This window comes from Blautia segnis (assembly GCF_014287535.1).
Classification (GTDB): Bacteria; Bacillota; Clostridia; order Lachnospirales; family Lachnospiraceae; genus Blautia_A; species Blautia_A acetigignens.
This window is the reverse complement of the sequence record NZ_JACOOT010000033.1, coordinates 136,975-158,978: the sequence shown is the minus strand read 5'-3', so window position 1 is coordinate 158,978 and position 22,004 is coordinate 136,975. Positions and strand designations below refer to the sequence as shown.

16 protein-coding genes and 1 other annotated feature are annotated in these 22,004 nt (G+C 47.2%); of the genes, 4 read left to right on the top strand and 12 right to left on the bottom strand.

Annotated features, from left to right (window positions below; genetic code table 11):
- Nucleotides 1–2: 2 nt before the first annotated feature.
- A complete protein-coding gene (locus H8S54_RS14440) occupies nt 3–1,367 on the bottom strand; it encodes a citrate/2-methylcitrate synthase (RefSeq protein ID WP_186901716.1) in 1,365 nt (454 codons plus the stop codon).
- A 65-nt stretch (nt 1,368–1,432) separates the two neighbouring features.
- Nucleotides 1,433–2,650 (bottom strand): aminotransferase class I/II-fold pyridoxal phosphate-dependent enzyme, encoded by a 1,218-nt coding sequence (locus H8S54_RS14435; RefSeq protein WP_021926721.1) that lies wholly within the window; start codon nt 2,648–2,650, stop codon nt 1,433–1,435.
- A 186-nt stretch (nt 2,651–2,836) separates the two neighbouring features.
- Here H8S54_RS14435 and gdhA point away from each other — a divergent pair, with 186 nt between their 5' ends.
- Nucleotides 2,837–4,171 carry an NADP-specific glutamate dehydrogenase gene (gene gdhA / locus H8S54_RS14430; protein ID WP_117854207.1) on the top strand — a complete coding sequence of 445 codons (1,335 nt, stop codon included), beginning with the start codon at nt 2,837–2,839 and terminating at the stop codon, nt 4,169–4,171.
- A gap of 178 nt (nt 4,172–4,349) precedes the next feature.
- Here gdhA and nrdR read toward each other — a convergent pair whose 3' ends face one another.
- A complete protein-coding gene (gene nrdR, locus H8S54_RS14425; RefSeq protein WP_021926490.1) occupies nt 4,350–4,799 on the bottom strand; it encodes a transcriptional regulator NrdR in 450 nt (149 codons plus the stop codon).
- 294 nt (nt 4,800–5,093) lie between these two features.
- Here nrdR and H8S54_RS14420 point away from each other — a divergent pair, with 294 nt between their 5' ends.
- Together H8S54_RS14420 and sigG are read left to right on the top strand one after the other, a co-directional pair.
- Nucleotides 5,094–5,351, top strand: coding sequence for a PRC-barrel domain-containing protein (locus H8S54_RS14420; RefSeq protein ID WP_021926491.1), 258 nt, complete (start codon nt 5,094–5,096; stop codon nt 5,349–5,351).
- 197 nt (nt 5,352–5,548) lie between these two features.
- Nucleotides 5,549–6,328, top strand: a complete 780-nt coding sequence (sigG, locus tag H8S54_RS14415) for an RNA polymerase sporulation sigma factor SigG (protein ID WP_021926492.1) — start codon at nt 5,549–5,551, stop codon at nt 6,326–6,328.
- Between the two features lie 551 nt (nt 6,329–6,879).
- Here the strand turns inward: sigG and pap are convergent.
- Nucleotides 6,880–8,349 (bottom strand): polyphosphate:AMP phosphotransferase, encoded by a 1,470-nt coding sequence (gene pap / locus H8S54_RS14410; RefSeq protein WP_186901715.1) that lies wholly within the window; start codon nt 8,347–8,349, stop codon nt 6,880–6,882.
- A 515-nt stretch (nt 8,350–8,864) separates the two neighbouring features.
- Here pap and H8S54_RS14405 point away from each other — a divergent pair.
- Nucleotides 8,865–9,458, top strand: a complete 594-nt coding sequence (locus H8S54_RS14405) for a LysE family transporter (RefSeq protein WP_021926494.1) — start codon at nt 8,865–8,867, stop codon at nt 9,456–9,458.
- Nucleotides 9,459–9,508: 50 nt separating this feature from the next.
- On the opposite strand, the gene H8S54_RS14400 is transcribed toward H8S54_RS14405, so the two are convergent.
- The 8 genes from H8S54_RS14400 to larB form a co-directional block, all read right to left on the bottom strand.
- Nucleotides 9,509–12,826, bottom strand: a complete 3,318-nt coding sequence (locus H8S54_RS14400; protein ID WP_186901714.1) for a TRAP transporter large permease subunit — start codon at nt 12,824–12,826, stop codon at nt 9,509–9,511.
- Complete coding sequence (locus tag H8S54_RS14395) at nt 12,827–13,324, bottom strand: TRAP transporter small permease (RefSeq protein ID WP_186901713.1); 498 nt, start codon at nt 13,322–13,324, stop codon at nt 12,827–12,829.
- Between the two features lie 202 nt (nt 13,325–13,526).
- Nucleotides 13,527–13,772, bottom strand: a binding site (T-box leader).
- 137 nt (nt 13,773–13,909) lie between these two features.
- The gene (locus H8S54_RS14390) at nt 13,910–15,733 is read right to left on the bottom strand and encodes an ABC transporter ATP-binding protein (RefSeq protein ID WP_186901712.1); all 1,824 of its coding nucleotides are present in this window, start codon (nt 15,731–15,733) and stop codon (nt 13,910–13,912) included.
- On the bottom strand, nt 15,724–17,520 hold the full coding sequence (locus H8S54_RS14385) for an ABC transporter ATP-binding protein (protein WP_186901711.1): 1,797 nt from the start codon (nt 17,518–17,520) through the stop codon (nt 15,724–15,726). Before H8S54_RS14385 ends, H8S54_RS14390 begins: the two co-directional genes overlap by 10 nt.
- A gap of 441 nt (nt 17,521–17,961) precedes the next feature.
- The gene (locus tag H8S54_RS14380; protein ID WP_021925488.1) at nt 17,962–18,699 is read right to left on the bottom strand and encodes an ABC transporter ATP-binding protein; all 738 of its coding nucleotides are present in this window, start codon (nt 18,697–18,699) and stop codon (nt 17,962–17,964) included.
- A gap of 9 nt (nt 18,700–18,708) precedes the next feature.
- Nucleotides 18,709–19,485 carry an ABC transporter permease gene (locus tag H8S54_RS14375; RefSeq protein ID WP_021925487.1) on the bottom strand — a complete coding sequence of 259 codons (777 nt, stop codon included), beginning with the start codon at nt 19,483–19,485 and terminating at the stop codon, nt 18,709–18,711.
- Nucleotides 19,486–19,581: 96 nt separating this feature from the next.
- Nucleotides 19,582–21,087 (bottom strand): nickel pincer cofactor biosynthesis protein LarC, encoded by a 1,506-nt coding sequence (gene larC, locus H8S54_RS14370; protein WP_021925486.1) that lies wholly within the window; start codon nt 21,085–21,087, stop codon nt 19,582–19,584.
- A gap of 9 nt (nt 21,088–21,096) precedes the next feature.
- On the bottom strand, nt 21,097–21,843 hold the full coding sequence (gene larB, locus H8S54_RS14365; RefSeq protein ID WP_021925485.1) for a nickel pincer cofactor biosynthesis protein LarB: 747 nt from the start codon (nt 21,841–21,843) through the stop codon (nt 21,097–21,099).
- Nucleotides 21,844–22,004: the final 161 nt, after the last annotated feature.

Below are 22,004 nucleotides of genomic sequence, written 5' to 3'. Positions count from 1 at the left end.
TTCTATTCACGCTCCTTAAGAGGTACATATTGTGCAGGCGGCAGTACATTCTTGTATGCCGGACGAATGATCTTATCTGTGTTGATCAGCTCTTCCATTCGGTGGGCACTCCATCCTACAATACGCGCCACTGCAAAAATCGGTGTATAAAGCTCAAGGGGCAGATCCAGCATGCTGTATACAAAGCCGCTGTAAAAGTCCACGTTGGCGCTGACACCCTTGTAAATATGGCGTTCCTCAGCAATTACCTCAGGTGCCATTTTCTCTACCATGGCGTAAAGGTTGTACTCCTTCATGCGGCCCTTCTCCTTTGCAAGGGTCTCTACGAAGCCCTTGAGAACCTGGGCACGGGGATCGGATACAGAGTAGATAGCGTGTCCCATACCATAGATAAGACCTCTCTTATCGAAGGCTTCCTTATGGAGGAGCTTGCGCAGATACTCTCTTACCTCTTCTTCATCGGAAATATCCTTAACATGCTTCTTCAGATCCTGGAACATGCTTACAACCTTGATGTTGGCACCGCCGTGCTTCGGTCCCTTCAAGGAACCAAGGGCAGCTGCGATTGCGGAATACGTATCGGTACCTGAGGAAGATACTACATGGGTGGTAAAGGTAGAGTTGTTACCGCCGCCATGCTCCATGTGGAGGATCAGGGCAAGATCCAGGATCTTCGCCTCCAGGTGGGAATACTTCTTGTCAGGACGGAGCATACGCAGAATATTCTCTGCTGTGGAAAGCTCCTTCTTCGGATTGTGAATGTAAAGGCTCTTGCCGCATACATAATGGTTGTAGGCCTGATAGCCGTATACGGATAAAAGAGGAAATACGCTGATCAGGTTCAGGCACTGTCTCAATACATTCGGAAGGGAAATATCATCCGGCTCCTTATCGTAGCAATAAAGTGTAAGTACACTTCTTGACAGGGCATTCATAATGTCCTTGGAAGGTGCCTTCATAATAACGTCCCTTACGAAATTGGTGGGAAGGGATCTCTGATTGGCCAGAAGCCTGGTAAAGTTCTGAAGCTCCGTCTCATTGGGAAGCCTGCCAAACAGCAAGAGATAAGTAGTCTCCTCGAAACCGTATCTGTCATCTTCAATAAATCCTCGGGTAAGCTCCTTAATGTCATAGCCTCTGTAGGAAAGACTTCCTGCACAGGGCACCTCCTTGCCGTCAACTACCTTCACTGCACATACATTGGAAACCTGAGTCAGGCCTGCAAGAACGCCCTTACCATTGATATCACGAAGACCTCGCTTTACATCGTATTTCTGATAAAGTGACAGATCAAGACTGGTATGCTCCTTACAGATTCCTGTCAGGCTTTCTATTTCCGGTGTTACTTTCATGTTAAATCCTGCCATATGGTAAACCCCTTTCTCTTTTTAATTTTCCGATAAATCTTCCTCCCTGAAAAATGCAAGCTTGCTTATCTTTGTTTATATGTGGACAGGAACTCTCGCATCTTGCCCATAGCCTTCTCCAGCTGACGCACGTTCGGCAGATATACTACACGGAAGTGGTCCGGAGAATTCCAGTTAAAGCCCTTACCCGGTACCAGAAGCACCTGCTTCTCATGCAGGAAATCAAGAGCGAACTGTTCATCATTGTAAATATTGAATTTCTCTGTGTCGATCTTCGGGAAAATGTAGAAGGCAGCCTTAGGCTTCACAGCACTGATTCCCGGAATATCATTAAGGGCCTTGTAAATAAAGTCTCTCTGCTCGTAAACCCTTCCGCCCGGCTGAATGTATTCATTCACACTCTGGTAGCCGCCAAGTGCCGTCTGCACAATGGACTGGGCCGGAACATTAGAGCAAAGACGCATGGATGAGAGCATATTGATTCCCTCTATGTAGCCCTTCGCCTTATTCTTGGCACCGCTTAGGATCATCCATCCGATACGGAAGCCTGCGATCATGTGGGACTTGGAAAGTCCGGAAAAGGTAACGCAGAATACATCCGGTGCCAAAGAGGCGATGGAGGTATGCTTATACCCGTCCATGATCAAACGGTCATAAATCTCATCGGAGAAAATGATCAGCTCATGCTCTCTTGCGATCTGTACGATCTGCTCCAGGATCTCCTTAGGATATACCGCACCTGTAGGATTATTGGGATTAATGATAACGATGGCCTTGGTCTTATCTGTGATCTTGCTTCTGATGTCATCAATATCCGGATACCATTCTGACTGCTCATCACAGATGTAATGCACTACATTACCTCCGGCTAAGGTAGCAGTCGCTGTCCATAGAGGATAATCCGGTGCCGGGATCAGGATCTCGTCCCCATTATCCAAAAGGGCCTGCATACACAGGTTGATCAGCTCGCTGACACCATTACCTGTATAAATATCATTCATGGTCACGCCCGGGATTCCCCGAAGCTGTGCATACTGCATGATTGCCTTTCTCGCTGAGAATATTCCCTTGGAATCAGAATACCCCTGTGAGGTACGGATATTGCTCAGCATGTCCAGTATTACTTCCTGTGGTGCGGAAAAACCGAAAGGATATGGGTTGCCGATATTCAGTTTCAGGATCTCCATTCCATCCTCTTCCATTCTGGCTGCCTCATCCACAACCGGGCCTCGCACATCGTATAGTACGTTATCCAGTTTGCTGGATTTCTCAAATGTCTTCATTTATTTTCACTCCTTTGCATCGGCATAGCATGTTTCTTGTTTTCTATCATCTCATATTTGGCTGATTTTCGCAAGCCCCTATGAAATTTTTGGAAATCCGAAAAAAACTCTTTTCTTTTTTAGCGCTTTAGTGTATAATAGCGACGTTGAAAAAATTTTACATACTCAGGATGAGGAGGAATTACAATGTCTTACACTGAAGAAGTATATGAAAGAGTCGTAGCACAGAATCCTGGCGAGCCGGAGTTTCATCAGGCAGTAAAAGAGGTTCTGGATTCCCTGAAAGTCGTAATCGACAAAAATGAAGAAGAATACCGCAGCATGTCTCTTCTGGAACGTCTTGTTGAGCCGGAAAGAATCATTTCCTTCCGTGTTCCGTGGGTAGATGACAAGGGCGTTGTTCAGGTTAATAAGGGTTACCGTGTACAGTTCAACAGTGCAATCGGACCTTACAAGGGTGGTCTTCGTTTCCATCCGTCAGTTAACCAGGGTATCTTAAAATTCCTTGGATTTGAGCAGACTTTTAAGAACTCCCTTACCGGACTTCCCATTGGCGGTGGTAAAGGTGGTTCCAACTTTGACCCGAAGGGTAAATCTGACAGAGAGGTTATGGCATTCTGCCAGAGCTTTATGACAGAGCTTTCTAAATATATTGGTGCTGATACTGATGTTCCTGCAGGAGATATCGGTGTAGGCGGACGTGAGATCGGTTATTTATTTGGACAGTATAAGAGAATCCGCGGATTATATGAGGGTGTTCTTACAGGTAAGGGACTTACCTACGGCGGATCCCTGATTCGTACACAGGCTACCGGATATGGTGTTGTTTATATGCTTGATGAGATCATGAAAGCACATAATGATTCTATTGATGGCAAGACCTTCATCGTTACAGGCTCCGGAAACGTTGCTATCTACGCAGTTGAGAAGGCTCAGCAGCTTGGCGGCAAGGTTGTTGCTATGTGCGATTCCAACGGATATGTATATGATCCAGAGGGAATCAAGCTTGATATTGTAAAGGATATTAAGGAAGTAAAACGTGGTCGTATCAAAGAGTATGCTGACCGTGTTGAGGGTGCTACCTATACAGAGGGACTTGGAATCTGGAACATTAAATGTGATGTATACCTTCCATGTGCTACTCAGAATGAGCTTCCTCTTGAGGGTGCTAAGGCACTGGTTGCTAACGGCTGCAAATATGTAGTTGAGGGTGCTAACATGCCTACTACTCTTGATGCTACAAGCTATCTGATGGAGAATGGTGTTCTGTTTATGCCTGGTAAGGCAGCTAACGCCGGCGGCGTTGCTACTTCTGCTCTTGAGATGAGCCAGAACTCCATGAGACTTTCCTGGACAGCTGAGGAAGTGGATGAGAAGCTTCACGGTATCATGGTAGATATCTTCCATAAAGCTGATGATGCTGCTAAGCGTTACGGCATGGAGGACAACTATGTTGCTGGTGCTAACATCGCTGGATTCGAGAAGGTTGTAGATGCTATGAAGGCTCAGGGTATCTGCTAATCTGAGCATGATATGAAATTGAGAGGGGCGGGCGCTTCGGCGCCTGCCCCTTTTTTGTATGGTGGAAGAAAATTTGCGTAGCGAAAATCCCCCGCTCTACGGCGGGGGCGGGAACCGCGAACTCCGCTTCGCTCCGTTTGCGTAGCGAAAATCCCCCGCTCTACGGCGGGGGATTTTCTTAGTTCATGAACTTCTTCAATTCATCCATGAAGGTGCTTACATCTTTAAATTCCCTGTACACGGACGCGAAGCGCACGTAGGCGACGGAATCCAGGTCTTTTAGGTGGCTCATGACGATTTCGCCAATCTTGGTGCTGGAGATTTCTTTTTCTTCGGTGTCGAAGATGTCGCCTTCTACGGCGTCGATCATGGCTTCTAATTTCTCGCTGGCGATGGGACGCTTATAGCAGGCGCGGCGGATGCCGTTGATCAGTTTGTTGCGGTCGTATTGCTCCCGGTTCAGATTTTTCTTGATGACCGTCAGCGGAATGATCTCCACATTCTCATATGTAGTAAATCTCCTTCCGCAGGAATCGCACAATCTTCTGCGGCGGATGGAATTAGTTTCTTCTACTGGTCTTGAATCTACTACTCTTGTATTATCCTGATTGCAATATGGGCATCTCATATGAACTTGTCTCCCTCCTTTTCGCTCCCATGTATCAGCCTTTCAAAACGGACATGCCGCTTGTTGGCGGCATCACTTTATATTAGGTATTCCTCATTTTTTAGGAGCAATTCATTGGCACTTTTACAGGTATTTTCTCACTTGCCAGAACCAGCACCAATCTTTTCATTCGGTAACATAAAACGGACTGAATTTCTTAATTTTTATTATACTTTAAATATAGAAAGTGTGTCAACAAACTCTGGGCATATTTTCAGAATTTTTGCATAATCTCATAAAAAACAGGTATTTTTCATGCGTATCTGCGAATTAAAACAAAAAGAAGTGATCAATATCTGTACCTGCCGTACTTTGGGCTGCCCGGTGGATGTGGAGTTTGACTGCGAAAGCGGGTGTATTACGGCTATTGTGGTTCCGGGACCCGGGAGCTTTTGCTTCTGTTTCTGGGGTCCGGCCAGCGAGTATGTCATTCCCTGGAACTGCATCCGGCAGATTGGGGATGACATTATTTTAGTAGAGATTGATGAAAAGCATTGCTGTAAAAAAGACTAATACAGCCAAATTCAGGCAAAATATAACACCAGCCAGGAGTTACAAACTATGAAACCTGCTAAGCTCATTGCAATATGGTTTTAAATTGTCAAGGGGCAATAATTTTTATATTTTCCCGAAAAAAGAATATTTATCCTCCGGCATGAGAATCATTTTATTAATCCGTTTACTTATGCACAAAAAGGAGGATTCATAAAATGGCACTTAACAAAGTTGAAATTTGCGGAGTTAATACGTCGAAGCTTCCGGTATTGAAAGCAGAGGAAAAAGAGGAACTTTTTCGCCGGATCAAAGAGGGTGATGAAGAGGCCAGGGAGCTTTATATTAAAGGAAATCTGCGGCTTGTTCTCAGTGTGATCAAGCGTTTTTCAGGGAGCAGTGAAAATATGGATGATCTTTTTCAGATCGGGTGTATTGGGTTGATTAAGGCCATCGACAATTTTGACACTACATTGAATGTAAAATTTTCTACTTATGCAGTGCCTATGATCATTGGGGAAATCCGGCGGTATCTCCGGGATAACAACAGTATTCGGGTGAGCCGGTCTTTGCGGGATATTGCTTACCGGGCGATTTATGCGAAAGAGACTTACATGAAGAATAATCTGAAGGAGCCGACGATTGCGGAGATTGCCAACGAGATTGGGATTGAGAAGGAGACGATTGTTTATGCGATGGATGCGATCCAGAATCCGGTGAGTTTGTTTGAGCCGGTTTATACGGAGGGTGGGGATACCCTTTACGTGATGGATCAAATCAGTGATAAGAAGAACCGGGAGGAAAACTGGGTGGAGAACCTTTCCCTGCGGGAGGCGATTAACAGGCTGAATCAGCGGGAGCGGCATATTATTGACTTGCGTTTCTATGAGGGGAAAACACAGATGGAAGTGGCCCAGGAGATTGGGATTTCCCAGGCGCAGGTCAGCAGGTTGGAGAAAAATGCGCTGAAGACTATGAGGAATTATTTGAGGGCATGATGTATGCCGTTACCCGTACGCGCTTTTACAAGGTATATTCACCGCAGGCCGTCGCAACGTTCCGGCAAGCTAGCTGGTAACTTCGACTAAGACGCTCAGGAGAGCCTTCGCGCCTAAGTCTCCGTAACCATCGGATCTCGCCTCCACTAAAGACGCTCCTGAAATGGCCTGCTACATGAATATACCTTGCAAAATCGCTGGTTATCGACAACTGGTAATACAGCAAAAATTAAGTATCTGCTATATTGACACAGGGTGATTTTCTCATCTGTAAAGCATGCGTAACCCATCCTCTTATAATCCGGTATAAGCCCTATATAAACTTCCCTTGTACTCATCAGTTCCATCCAGTACACAGCATCCGGGCACCTGTTATTCCTAAGCAGGTCATTTCAGGTGCGTTCTTAGCGAAGGTGAAATCCACTGCTTACGAAGACTTAATCGTGAAGGCTATCCTGAACGATTTAGTCGTAGTTAGCAGTTAGTTCACCGGAGCGTTGCACCGACCTGCGTGGAATAACAGGTGCCCGGATGCGTCCCTATTGAATCCACTATTCTAACGCTTTTTCCAATTCTTTCACTACAATTTTCAATGCCTTAATTCTCGCATACTTCTTATCCACAGATTCCAGAATATGCCACGGAGCGTAGGCGGTGCTGGTTTTGGTGAGCATTTCGTCTACGGCGGTTTCGTAGGCATCCCATTTCTCGCGGTTGCGCCAGTCCTCGTCAGTGATTTTCCACTGTTTTTCCGGATTATTCTGGCGATCTGTAAAGCGGGCAAGCTGGGTATCCTTATCAATCTGAACCCAGAATTTAATAATCACAGCACCCCAGTCAGACAACTCCTTCTCAAACTCATTGATCTCATTGTAAGCACGCTTCCAGTCATTTTCACTGCAGAAGCCCTCCAGCCTTTCCACCATCACACGGCCGTACCAGGTGCGGTCAAAGATAGCAATATGGCCATCCTTAGGCAGTCTTGTCCAGAAACGCCACAGATAATGACGTGCCTTTTCATGGGGCTCCGGGCTGGCAATAGGATGAACCTCAAAGCCACGGGGATCAAGAGCCTCTGTAATTCGCTTGATATTTCCGCCCTTTCCGGCTGCATCCCAGCCCTCATAGGTAATGATCACAGGCACACGCTTCCGATACAGACGGTTATGAAGTTCTCCCAGTTTTTTCTGCAGATGTTTCAGCTCCTTCTTATATTCCTCATCTTCCATCACCTTGTCTGCCAGTTCGATTTCAGAAAGCCGGGGCATTTTCACAAGAGGAAAAACATTTGGAAGAAGAGGCGCACTGTGGGCGCTGTTCTGCAGGGCAACGTCAATATTATTTACCATTGTCTCAAGCACCTGAAGCTCCGCCCAGCCTCTGTCTGCAGCATCGATGATATACCAGGGTGCAATGGAGGTGTTGGTGTCTGTAAGATAGCGGTCAAAAACCTTCTGGCAGCGTTTGTAGTGTTCATTCTGCCATTTGTCAAAATCATTTACACGCCACCTGGTATCATGATCCTTGTGAAGGTGCTCCATGCGGCTTGTCTGCTCTTTTTTATCGATCTCCATGAAAAATTTCAGTACCAGATAACCATTATCTGTAAGCTGCCGCTCAAAATGCTTAATACTCTCAATCCGCTGTGTGTAAGCTTCCTCCTCTAATCCATTCAGGCAATCCTTACAGGTCTGCTCCATCCAGCCGGAATCCAGAAAGGTAAATTTGCCAGCTTCCGGGATCTGGTTGAAATAGCGGTACAGAAACGGTCTGCGCAGCTCATCTTCTGTAGGCTTGGACATAGTAGCCACCTTAAAAAAGCGAGGATCAATATATTTGATCACCTTACCTATGGTGCTTCCCTTGCCGGATGCACTCCAGCCTTCAAACAGCACAAGCACCGGAAGCTTATGCTCCTTTAGCTTCATCTGCTGCTGGTAAAGCTTCTCTCCTGCTTCCTTGATTCGTTTTTTCAGTTCATCTTTTTCCGGTATCTCTTCCGGTATCCAGGTTTTCAGCATTGCAATTCCTCCTTATATCTGATGCTGTTAAGCTCTGAATCTGCTCACGGCCTCGTTATTTTCTGTATTATATCATATCTATTCCCATTTTGCTTGAATTTTACAAATATTTAATGATACCAGTGTCAAAAGGTCAAAAAGCCGTTCGTGCTTGCACGATAAGGCTTTTGAACTTGGGACACGCCAAATATGAGAAAGTAGCGATTTACGTAGTAAATCAGCGGATTTCGAATATTTGGAGGATTGCGGGAGCTGCGTAGCTGCGTAGCAATCCAGGGATCAAATGAGTGTCAAAAGACCTTTTGACACTCATATCATTAAATTTAGCTTGCAACTTATGGTTCGAATATTCTATATACATCCGGGCAATTTTGTGTTATGATACAGGAAATCATAATTTGTACAGATTTTGCAAGGACGCAGCATGTAGAATGTTGCGCCTTTCTTATATGTGAGAAAGGATACTTCCTGTTCCATATGCCGCATCCTGCAAAATACCAAAGGAGGGGATTTCCATGCCTTTATCTGTTTTTATTGAAATGACCCTGTCTGCCATTCTCACGGTGTGGTCACCGGGGCCAAATAATATCCTGCTGCTTTCCACGGCAAGCAAATATGGAATTTCCGGGAATCTGCGGTTTATGACGGGAATCTGGAGCGGTTCTCTTACTTTGATGTGTCTTTCCGGACTGTTCTGCAGCACCCTTGGAAAAGTGGTTCCGGGAATCCAGCCTGTGATGAAGTATCTGGGTGCTGCCTATGTGCTGTATCTGGCATGGCAGACCTGGCGCCGACTTCCGCCCTCAGATGCGGTACAGGAGAAAAAGCCCACCTGGCTCATGGGCTATTTCCTGCAGCTGGTGAATGTGAAGATTATCATTTATGGACTGACTATGTTTTCCGCTTATATTCTGCCTTATGAGACAAAAGCTCCCATACTGTTTGGGTTTGCGGTGTATCTGATGTTTCTCGGGGCACTGGGAAATCTGATCTGGGCGTTTGCAGGAAATATGCTAAAGCGGTTTTACAGTGGACATTATAAGCTGATGAACGGGGTTATGGCCCTTTTGCTGGTATGGTGTTCCCTGAGAATTGCAGGATTATTGTAAAAAAACACCTTCTGAAATGCTCTCCCATCTCAGAAGGTGTTTTTCTTTATTTACTTAAATGCGTCTACCAGCTCCTGGCCATCGTCATAGCCCTGGTTTTTCAGTTCTTCTACAAACCACTGATCTACGCCGTCTACAGCCTCTTTAAAGGAATCAATGTCCATATCTTCCTTTTGGGTAATGGTTACACCGTTTTTCCCTGCCCAGCGATCCATAATCTCTTCGTCACCGGAACGGTTAATGTAACGCTCATATTCCACTGCCATTCTTCCTGCTTTGTCCACAACCTCCTGCTGCTCAGGAGTCAGTCCGTCATAGATGTCCTGATTGATGCAGAAGAACAGACAGTCATAAATTGCATCCCACATGGAGCAGTATGGCTGAACCTCCTGCACACTGGCTGCATCAATTGCCGGAAGGGGATTCTCCTGGCCCTCAACTGTATTCTGCTGAAGAGCGGTATAGGTTTCAGACCAGTTCAGGTTGGTAGCATCTGCTCCCCATCTCTTATAGCATTCCATAAGAAGGTTGGATCCTGCTACACGGATTTTCAGGTTCTTCATATCGTCCACGGATTTTACTTCGCGGACGCTGTTAGTAAGCTCACGGAAGCCGTTCTCTGCAATTCCCATGCAATGCAGACCATACTCACTGAGGATTTCCTTTAATTTTTCTCCTGACTTGCCGTCAAACTTGGCATCTGCATCTTCCACAGAGTCGTAAATAAACGGCAGGGATACCACGTTGAATCTCGGGTCAAAGGCAGAGTAGATCAGGTTGGAGTGCATGGAAATCTGTACCGGGTCTCCGTTCATCAGTGCCTGGATTCCTTCGGACTGGTTTCCGTTTGTCAGCTGATCGGCTGCGTATACGTTTACTTTGACTTTTCCGCCTGTGGCTTTTTCCATGAGCTCGCCGAACTTACGGCCGCCATCTGCCCATGTAGAGGTTTCTGTTGTGGAGCAGGTAAAGTTCCAGGTGGTTTCCTTCCAGTCAAGGTCGCTGTAATCACCGATTCCTGCAAATGCCTCCACCAGCTCTTCTGCATCGTCATAGCCCTGTTTCTTCAGTTCTTCTACAAACCACTGGTCTATACCGTCTACAGCCTCTTTGAAGGAATCAATGTCCATATCCTCTTTCTGGGTAAAGGTTACACCGTTTTTCTCTGCCCAGCGATCCATAATCTCTTCATCGCCGGAACGGTTAATGTAACGCTCATACTCTACTGCTTTCTGACCAGCCTCGTCTACAACCGCCTGCTGCTCAGGAGTCAGTCCATTGTAAATGTCCTGATTGATGCAGAAGAACAGACAGTCATAAATTGCATCCCACATGGAGCAGTATGGCTGAACCTCCTGCACACTGGCTGCATCAATTGCCGGAAGGGGATTCTCCTGGCCTTCAACTGTGTTCTGCTGAAGAGCGGTATAGGTTTCAGACCAGTTCAGGTTGGTAGCGTCTGCTCCCCATCTCTTATAGCATTCCATAAGAAGGTTGGAGCCTGCCACACGGATTTTCAGGTTCTTCATATCGTCCACGGATTTTACCTCGCGGACACTGTTGGTAAGCTCACGGAAGCCGTTCTCTGCAATTCCCATACAGTGCAGACCATACTCACTGAGGATTTCCTTTAATTTTTCTCCTGCCTCACCGTCAAACTTGGCATCTGCATCTTCCACGGAATCGTAGATAAACGGCAGGGACACTACGTTGAATCTTGGGTCAAAGGCAGAGTAGATCAGGTTGGAATGCATGGAAATCTGTACCGGATCTCCGTTCATCAATGCCTGGATTCCTTCGGACTGGTTTCCGTTTGTCAGCTGATCTGCTGCATATACATTTACCTTTACTTTTCCCCCTGTGGCTTTTTCCATCAGCTCGCCAAACTTACGGCCGCCATCTGCCCAGGTAGAGGTTTCTGTTGTGGAGCAGGTAAAGTTCCAGGTGGTTTCCTCCCAGCCAAGGTCGCTGTAGTCACCGATTTCATTGAAGGAATGATCCTCCTCGCCAGCTGCAGAGACTGCGGTGGAACCGGTTTCGCCGGAAGCAGAGTTTCCGGAATAAGCACCGTTTTTCGCAAGAGCTTTTGGCAGTGCTGTTGAGGTAACCGGAATATAGGTTACAACCAGAAGCACAGCAATACATGCTGCCAGCATAGGCATAACGGCTTTGGAAATTTCCTGAAGGGTAACCTCCATGCCTTTTTTAATCTTGATTCCGATTGCCACAAACAGATTGACTCCTACAGGAGGGGTAACCTGTCCGATTGCCAGGTTTACAGTTGCCATAACACCAAAGGCTACCACATCATAGCCAAGCGCTTTACATACCGGAAGCATAACCGGAATGAAAATGTACATTGCAGAGTTTGCATCAATGAAGCAGCCTGCAATAAGGAAGATAATGTTTACGATCAGAAGGAAGGTAAACTGGTTATGTGCAATGCTTCCAAGAAGCTGAGAAGCTGCATCTGCAATACCGAATTTGGTACATACATAAGAAAACAGGGAAGCACATGCTACGATCAGCATAATTCCTCCGGTTGTTTTCGCAGAATCAACACAAAGGTCAAACAGGTCTTTTAATTTTACCTCACGATAGATTACCATACCTACAAACAGACCATATACAACGGATACGGCTGCTGCCTCTGTTGGGGTAAAAACGCCGCCGTAAATACCGCCCAGGATAATGATCGGCATAAGGAAGCCCCAGAAAGCATCCTTAAATGCATCCCAGCGTTCCCTGGCTGTGGCTTTTTTCTGTGCCGGCTGGATGCCTTTTCTTCTGGCTTCCACCATAACTACGATAACAAGTGCAACGCCCATCAGAATACCAGGTACAATACCTGCCATGAACATATCTGCGATGGATACGCCTGTAATGGAGGCATATACAACGAATGCGATACTTGGCGGAATGACAATAGCGATGGAACTTGAGGTGGCCATAAGCGCAGTAGAAAATGGTGCGCTAAAGCCGCCTCTTTCCACCATTGCCGGAACCAGAACTGCGCCAAGGGCTGCAACAGTTGCCGGGCCGGAACCGGAAATTGCACCGAAAAAGCAGGCTACAATAACGCATACGATTGCAATACCGCCTCTTCTGTGTCCCACACAGGTGTCAACGAATTTAACAAGTCTTTTGGAAATTCCGGCTTTCGCCATGATATTTCCGGAAAGTACGAAAAACGGAATTGCCAGAAGCAGAAATTTGCTGATTCCGGCATACATGTTGGTTGCCACAATAGTAAGGGAGGTTCCAGAGTACAAAATTGCACACACAGAGGACAGGCCCAGACAGATTGCAATGGGCACACCCATGATCAGGAAAACAAAAAATGAAACAAAAAGAACTACGCTTATCATTTATTTATCCTCCTTCTTGATTTTATCAGTACAGTAGTCAATGCAATATTCAATAAAATGTAAGATCATGCATCCGGATCCGATTGGAACAAAGGACCAGAAAATCCATTCCGGCCAGTTCAGTACGAAGGTACGTTTGCCGTTCTCCAGCTGTGTGATTACTTTGTCCATGCCAAACCAGAATAAGATGGCAGTAAAAATAATGCAAAGTACAGTGGAAAGGATTACGGATGGTTTTTTCAGCTTCCTGGGAAGACGGTCTGTAACCAGGGACAGGTTGACCAGCTCTCCTTCGCGACATGCAAGTGCGGCAGCCATTAAGGTAATAAGAACAAAGACTGCAACTACAAGCTCCTCGGTAAAGGACCAGGAACGATGGATGACTTTACGGGAAAAAACATTTCCCACTGTCAGGATCAGTATCAGCAGGGTGGATACTACAAGAATACAATTTTCCACTGCTGCTACTGCATTCATGATTTTCTTGAATACTTTCATTGATTTCTCCTCCTTTGTTGCTTGTGCGGTTTTTGTCTTTGCGCCGTTGGCGCTCCCGCAGCTGCCGACGACATTCGCAATCCGGGCTATTGCCCTACTTGCTCATGTCGTCTTGCCCGTCCAATATCCTTGAATTTCCCATGCAAGCATGGGAGATGCAAGGCTGCTGTCCGGGACTTTCACGCAAAAAGTCCGCCCCTAAACTAGGGACGGACTATATAAGGCCGCAACCACCCTGTTTCTCCTTTGAAACAAGTACGAAAAGACAACGTACCGACATACGTGGTTCCGATAACGGGGAACAACCGTGGAAACCTACTTGTCCTGTGAAGCGTTCGGCTTCCCTTCTCGGGGATGATCTTCAAAACAGACCTGACGCTGCTTTCCACCTGCGCAGCTCTCTGTAGACAAGCTTCCTGTTCCTACTGCTTCCCTTCAAGGAATTTAATCCTTTTTAAATTTAGTTGTTTAACGAACTGAAGTAATTTTACTACCAAAGTTTTGGGAAGTCAAGTATAATTATACAAATTTCATGCATTATTTTTCGCCAGGGGCAGACAGATGTACATATCTGCCAAACACGCTCTACCTCAACACCTTCCGTGACTCCTCATCTGCGAACTGCTGCCGTACCAGCTGATAGTAATAGCCCTTCTTTTCCAGCAGCTCCAGGTGCCTGCCCTGCTCTACGATTTTTCCATCCCGCACTACTAGGATCAGATCTGCGTTCCGGATGGTGGACAGACGGTGGGCAATGAGGAAGGAGGTTCTTCCTTTCAGAAGCTTGTCTGTAGCCTGCTGGATCAGCTGCTCGGTTTTGGTGTCAATGGAGGAGGTTGCCTCATCCAGAACGAAGATGGCGGGGTCCGCAAGAACTGCCCTGGCAAAAGAAAGGAGCTGCTTCTCTCCTGTGGAAAGACGGTCGCCGCCCTCTCCTACATCGCTGTCATAGCCCTTATCCAGTTTCTCGGCAACCTCATCCGCATGTACTGCCCGGGCAGCTGCCTTCACCTCTTCGTCTGTGGCATCCAGTCTTCCATAGCGGATGTTCTCCATTACCGTGCCGGAAAACAGGTGAGGATTCTGAAGCACATAGCCAATATTACTGTGCAGCCACAGCTGGCTTCTCTCCCGGTAATCCCTGCCGTCGATCAGGATTCTGCCTTTCGTCGGCTCGAAGAAACGGCAGGCCAGATTGACCAGCGTACTTTTGCCAGCACCGGTCTCTCCTACGATTGCCACGTTGGTGCCAGCCGGGATTTTCAGGTTGAAGTCGGTTAATACCTCTTCTTTTCCGTCTGGATACTGGAAGGAAACGTGCTCAAACTCAATGTCACCTTTAATAGGCTCCCAGTTCTCCTTGTGGGGATCAAAGAAATCACCGTATTTCTCCAGCACTTCCGGGGAATCTACCACCTGGGGCTTCTCTTCCAGAAGGGAGGTCACCCTCTCAATATTTGCCTGCGCGGAAATGCACTGGGACAAAATTCCGGCAAGTCTCTGGATTGGCTCGAAGATTCCTACTGCATAAGCAGTAAAGGCAGCAAGGGTTCCCAGATCCAGCCGTCCGTCAAGTACCATAATTCCGCCGCGGTCCAGCACAAGGGCAGTAGCCAAAAAACCGAAAAACGCTACCATAGGAATGTAAATGGCGTTCAGTCTTGCTGCTTTGATGGAGGCACTTCGCATTTCCTCTGTTACTGCGGAAAATTCGCCGAAATTTTTCTCCTCCACCACCAGGGACTTCACCGTTTTTGCGCCCATAATCCCCTCGTTGTAGCCGCTTGTGATCTTGGAATTGATCTTGCGTACCTGACGGTTCCAGGTAAGGATCCGGTTCTGGAAGTACCAGGTGAGCACGGCAATAGCCGGTACGATCATCATGATCACCAGTGCCAGTTTCCAGTTCAGGAAAAGCATTGCCACAAGCACGCCAACCACATAGGAAATGGCCCAGAGCATGTCGATCACATCCCAGGCGATCAGCTCGGTGATCCTTGCCACATCGTTCATTACCCTGGAGAGAATATATCCTACCGGAGTGGCGTTGTAATAGGAAAAGGACAGTTTCTGAAGGTGGACAAACAGGGCGCGCTTCATATCGCGGCCTGTTTCCACGTCAATTTTCATGCATCCTCTGGTAAAGCAGATTACCGTACACATCTGGAACACGATCACGGCAATATACAAAAGGATAAATCCACCAAGGCCTGACAGGGTATTCTTCTCAATAAAGGAATCAATGGCATGGCGCTGGAACAAAGGCATAATAATGTCCACAACTGAACAAAGCAGATTCATCAGCACAACCATGATCAATGTATTTTTTCTTGGTGCAAGAAAGGGAAATATTTTTTTCCAGATGGAAAGGTCTATGGATTTGGTATATTCTTTTTCTTCTATTCGCATACTGCACCTCCTTCCATGAGACGAATGTCACTGTTCATCTGTATCTCATAAATATCTTTGTATGGTCCGTCCTGCTGGATCAGCTGGTCGTGAGTTCCCATCTGCTGGATTTCCCCTTTGTCCATGACAATAATGCAGTCTGCCTGCATAAGGGAAGTGATTCTGTGGGAAATCATAATGACCGTGGCTTTCTCCATCTCTTTTTTCAGTTCTTTGCGGATCTTGTTGTCTGTCTCGGTATCTACTGCGGAAAGGGAATCGTCAAATACCAGCACCGGAGCCTGCTTCATCAGCATGCGGGCAATTGCCACTCGCTGCTTCTGACCGCCTGATAAGGTGACGCCGCGCTCTCCCACAATGGTGTCGTATCCGTCGGTAAAATGCAGGATGGACTCGTCCACACAGGCAATTTCCGCTGCATGGCGGATTTCCTCATCCAGAAGCTGCTCCTTTGTGATGCCGATGTTTTCCCGGATGGTCCGGGAGAAAAGGAAGGGTTCCTGAAGGACCATTCCGATGTTCTGGCGCAGATACTGGCGGTCGATGTCACGGATGTCCGTGCCGCCGATGGTGATGCTTCCGCATCCCTCTGGCAGATCGTACAGGCGGTTCAGAAGATGGACCATGGTGGATTTGCCGCTGCCTGTGGTGCCAAGGATGGCGAAGGTGCTGCCTGCTGGGATGGTGAAGTTGATGTTTTTCAAAATCGGGTGATCCAGGGAATAAGCGAAGGACACATTGCGGAAACAGATGTCTCCGGTCAGCGCTGGCTTGTTATTGGCATCTGTCGCATCCTCTTCCTCTGCTTCCAGAATATAAGCCACACGCTCCATGGAAACGCCTGCCTTACTCATATCGGAGATGATTCTGCCCAGGCTTCGCACCGGCCAGGTGAGGGAGGCGTTGTAGGAAAGAAAAGCAATAAATTCGCCAAGGGTGATCCTTCCTTCCACAGCGAACACCACGCCCAGAACCATAACCGTCAATACCTGCAGGTTGGTGATCAGATCGCCAGATGCCCAGAACACACTCATCAGCTTCCCCAGGTAAACCCAGAGGTCTGAGTAGGCGTTGTTTTTCTGGTCAAAGCGGTCGATCTCGTATTTCTCACGTCCAAAGGCACGGACCACCCGCACTCCTGTCAGGTTCTCCTGCACGGTGCTGGAAAGGGCGCCTTCCGCCTCGTCGGCATCCTGGAACCGCTTCCCGATCCGGGAATGAAAGAATGCGGAATAGCCGATGATCACCGGGAAAAAGGCTGCCGCCGCCAGGGTGATGGGCACATTCATGGAAAACATGATTCCCAGATACAAAATAATCAGAAAACAGATTCGGAACACCTCTGGAAGCTGCCGGCACACAAAGTTGCGGATGACTTCCACGTCTGAGGTGCACCTCTGGATGATTTCTCCGGTCTGATGCTGTACATGCCAGGAAAATGGCAGATACTGGGTATGATGATACAAGGTATCACGGATGGATTTCAAAAAATTCTCGGAGCCTTTTGCCAGGCACATTTTACTCAGGTAATTAAAAATCCCCGACAAAACAGCTGCGGCTACCACCAGAATGGCGGCCAGTAACAAGGCCTGCCGCACGTTCAGACCATCCGGGATTCCATCCAGCACCAGAATATGGTCTGCCGTGTATTTCACGATTTGCGGGATCAGTGCGTTGCATGCTGTAAACAGCACGGAAAACACTAAGGTTCCCACTAAAAACCGGATATTTCCTTTCAGGAAACGGAAAATGATCCGGAATTTGTCAGTTTTTCTTTTTGATTTCATACTTTCCCCCTGTTTTGGTTTTACTTCCTGCTTTTCTTTTGCTCTTCTGGTCCAGACAAAAGCACTTCGCGTAAGCTCCCCTAAATAACGCATTGTGCTTTATGGGAACTGCGCCATATGCATTTGTCAAAATTGACAGTAAAAAAAGGACACCCCTCTGAATCAAGGGATGTCCTGTATACGCAAAAGTCACTGCAATATTCGCTCTGTGTGAATCCGTCCAATTCTTAGGATGCTTTTATCTAAGAAAAAGCCCTTCTCACATCGCTTCGCAGTCCATAAAAGCAGGCAGCTGGATATTCCTTAATCTCAGGTTTTCATGTAAATGATTGTTTCTTATTCCTGTGATATTCATATTACTGCCTCCTTTCCTTTCTTTTCATCACATGTGCTTTTAACTATATAGCACACAGATGTTTGTGTCAAGCTCTTTTTATCGTTTTAGTTGATCATCTGGCTGTACTGCTCTGCGATAGGGCCAATATCGCCGTATGCAAGCAGCTGGCCTTTTTCCAGGATCATGGCTTTGTTGCAAAGACGCATAACCTGCTCCAGGGAATGGGATACGAAAAGCACGGTGACACCGGAGTCGAACATGCTCATGATCTTCTTCTCGCTTTTCTTACGGAACTTGGCATCTCCGACGGAAAGCACCTCGTCCAGGATCAGAATCTGGGGCTCCACAACTGTGGCGATGGAAAATCCAAGCCTTGATTTCATACCGGATGAATAATTTTTCACCGGAACATCCATAAATTTCTGAAGCTCGGAAAATTTCACAATCTCCTCGTATTTGCTGTCAATAAAATCCTTGGTATAGCCAAGCATGGAACCGTAAAGATAAATGTTCTCGGTTCCAGTGTACTGGGGCTCAAAGCCTGCGCCAAGTTCCAGAAGAGGAACCATTTTGCCGTGCTTTTTCACGCTTCCTGTGGTGGGCTTGAATACGCCGGAGATTACCTTAAGAAGGGTACTTTTTCCAGCTCCATTAAGGCCCAGTATTCCCACACGGTCTCCTTTTTCCACGCTGAAATTAATGTCTCTGAGAGCCCAGAACTCATTGTACTGGAGTTCACCTTTGATGGCTTTAAAAATGTAGTCCTTTAAGCTGTCAACCTTCTCGCGGCTCAGGTTGAATTTCATACTTACATCATTTACTTCTATGGCATTCTGGCTCATATTTTCTCCTTAAATATAAAGAATAAACTGATCCTGCTTTTTTCGGAAGCAGATTACGCCCACAATGGTGATCATAACGCTGAATCCCACTGCATATAATACATATGGCGGATACATAGGCTTTCCGAAAATTGCGGAACGGAAAATCTGGATGATGCAGTACAGCGGGTTGAATTTCAGGATCCATGCCCAGCCGCTCTTAAGGAGCTTGCTTGGATAGTAGAAAATCGCGCAGGTGTACATGATCATCATCAGGGCTACGGACCACAGATATTCAATATCCCGGAAAAATACGCCGATGGTTGCAAGAAGCATTCCGCTTCCATAAGAGAAAAGCAGGATAATAAGCAGCGGCACCGGAGCCTGAAGCAGATAAATGGTAGGCTTCACTCCAAGGATCACGCTTACGATTGCAAGCACCAAAAGGGAGATCAGGAAAATTACATAGTTATAAGCAACGGCTGAAAGGGGGTATAAATACTTGGGTACATATACCTTCTTGATCATGCCGGAGTTGGCACGGATGGATTTCAGCGCTGCTTTGGTGGCCTGTGAATAAAAGCTGTACAGAAGACGTCCTGTCAGAATGTATACAGGGAAGGTTCTGTCTTTGTTTCCATAGAGAGTTCCGAATACGATGGTCAGTACGATCATGGAAAGCAAAGGCTCCAGCATTGACCATACAATACCGAGATAGGAACGGCGGTATTTCAGCTTGATTCCTTTTTTTACCAGCTCGCTTAACAGGAACTGGTATTGTCTGAAATTGTCAATGTATTTCTTCATATTCACTCCATTGTATAAATAGATTGGCTTTCCCGGAGATTGTGTCTCCGAAAAAACTAAGCTGTATTTTAGCACACTCTACCATGGGTTGCAATATTAACCTCGGTTCCGGCTGGCTTCTACGGCCATCTGATAGGCTTCGGCGTAGGAGATTCCGGTTTTGCGGCAGATTTTGGCAAGGCTTTCGTATTCCGGGTAGCACTTCTGGGCGCCTTCCGGGCCGCAGATTTTTACTTCCACTTCGCCGAAGGGGATCATGACTTTTTCTTTGCGTCTTGGTAAAATGGTACGCTCCATTCTTGCCTTGCGGATGCCGATGCTGGTGGTCTCTGCGAAAATCAGGGCTTCCATGCCGGGGACATCTTCTTCCTTGCAGATTACGGTGAGCAGCCATGCTGGGCGATTTTTCTTCATATATACAGGGGTGTAGTGGACGTCTCTTGCGCCTGCTTCAAAAAGGCGCTCCATTACGAAGCCAAGGACTTCACCGCTGCAATCGTCGATGTTGGTTTCCAGTTTGTAGATAACGTCTTTGTCATCGCTGGATTGGTCGGAGTCTGTGTTTCGAATCAGCATGGCGCGGAGGATTCCCGGGCATTCGTAGGTTCGTTTGCCGGCTCCGATGCCGATTTTTTCAATTTCGAAATTCTCCGGAAGTGTTTTGCCGGTGCGCACTGCGGCTACGATTGCGGCGCCTGTTGGGGTGACAAGCTCGCCTTTTACCTGGGTAATCTTAAGGTCCAGGCCGCACTGCTGTACAATGTTGGTGACGGCAGGAACGGGAACCGGAAGGATGCCGTGCTGGCAGCGGATGGTGCCGATTCCTTCATATAATACAGGGATGATCACGTCTGTGATTCCAAGGTTGTCCAGGCAGACTGCCACGGATAAAATATCTACAATGGAGTCTACGGCGCCAACTTCGTGGAAATGAACTTCCTCTGCGGGCACGTTGTGGGCTTTGGCTTCCGCCTGGGCAAGTATTTCGAAAATGTCCAGGGAGATTTTTCTCGCGTTTTCGGTCATGTCGGCGGCAGCAATAATCTGGCGGATTCCTTTCATGCCGCGGTGCTGGTGATGGTGGTGGTGATCATGGGTATGCTCACCATCATGGCTGTGTGTGTGCTCATGCGCATGGTCTTCCTGATTATGAGAATGTTCATGTTCGTTATCGTGAGTATGGACATGCTCATGATTAGGTTCCTCTTCATGGCTGTGTGTGTGTCCATGTGAATGTTCTTCTTCGTGACTATGAGAGTGCTGGTGAGCGTGTACATGCTCATGGCTATGCTCTTCTTCATGACTATGCGCATGCACTTCCATCTTACTCAGCTGTGCTGCCTCTGCAGGATGCTCATGTCCATGTAAATACTCCATATCATGATCATGTCCGTCGATCTCGGCGTCCAGGATTACGTCGAAGTCACATGCGTCAATTCCGGATTTCTTTACACGGCTGATTTTGGTCTCGAAGCCCTGCACGGGCAGGCTTGCAAGTACTTTTCCCAGTACTTCCTGATCTGCGCCCAAGTCCAAAAGGGCTGCTACTGTCATATCCCCGCTGATTCCGGAATAGCATTCCAAATATAATGTTTTTCCCATTTTGTCTCCTTATTTTCCCAGTGCCAGACGGTTAATCTGCGTAGCCAGATAGCCGGCACCGTATCCATTGTCGATGTTGACGGTTGCAATTCCGTTTGCGCAGGAATTGATCATAGTGAGAAGGGCAGACAGTCCGTGGAAATTGGCGCCGTATCCCACAGAGGTAGGCACTGCAATCACCGGACGGCTTACCAGTCCGCCCATGACGCTTGCCAGGGCGCCCTCCATGCCTGCCACTGCTACCACGCAGTTGGCTTCCTGGATTACCTCAAGTCTGGAAAACAGACGGTGCATTCCGCTGACTCCCACATCATAAATCCGCTCCACATGGGTACCAAAATACTCTGCTGTCTGGGCAGCTTCCTCCGCAACGGGAATATCTGCGGTGCCAGCTGTGCACACAGCGATTTTGCCCTCGTGAACCTTATCCAGCTTCTCTATTTTCAGAATCCGGGAAAGGGGATCGTACTGAACCTGGGGGAATTTTTCCCGCACAAGCTCATACTGCGACTGGGATGCTCTGGTTCCCAGCACTTCGCCCTCCTCATGGTACAATCTTTCAAAAATTTTCAGCAGATGCTCATCTGCCTTATTGCTGCAATAGATTACCTCCGCAAAACCGGTACGGGCTTTCCTGCCTGTATCCAGTTTGGCATAATCCATTTCTTTATATCCATCCTGTCGGATCATCGTCCCTGCTGCGTCCGGGGAAAGGGTTCCCTGCTGCACCTGGGTCAGTATCTCTTTCAGTGTCATCTGTCACTTCACTCCTTATCTGCTGCCTGTATCGCGGTGCGCCCTTTCCTTGCGGAAGGCATTTTACCGCCACTTAATTGAACAGCAATTCAATTATACCGTTTTCTTTCCCTATATTCAACCGAAAAAAGTCCCGCCTCATCTTAGAAGCAGGACTTATT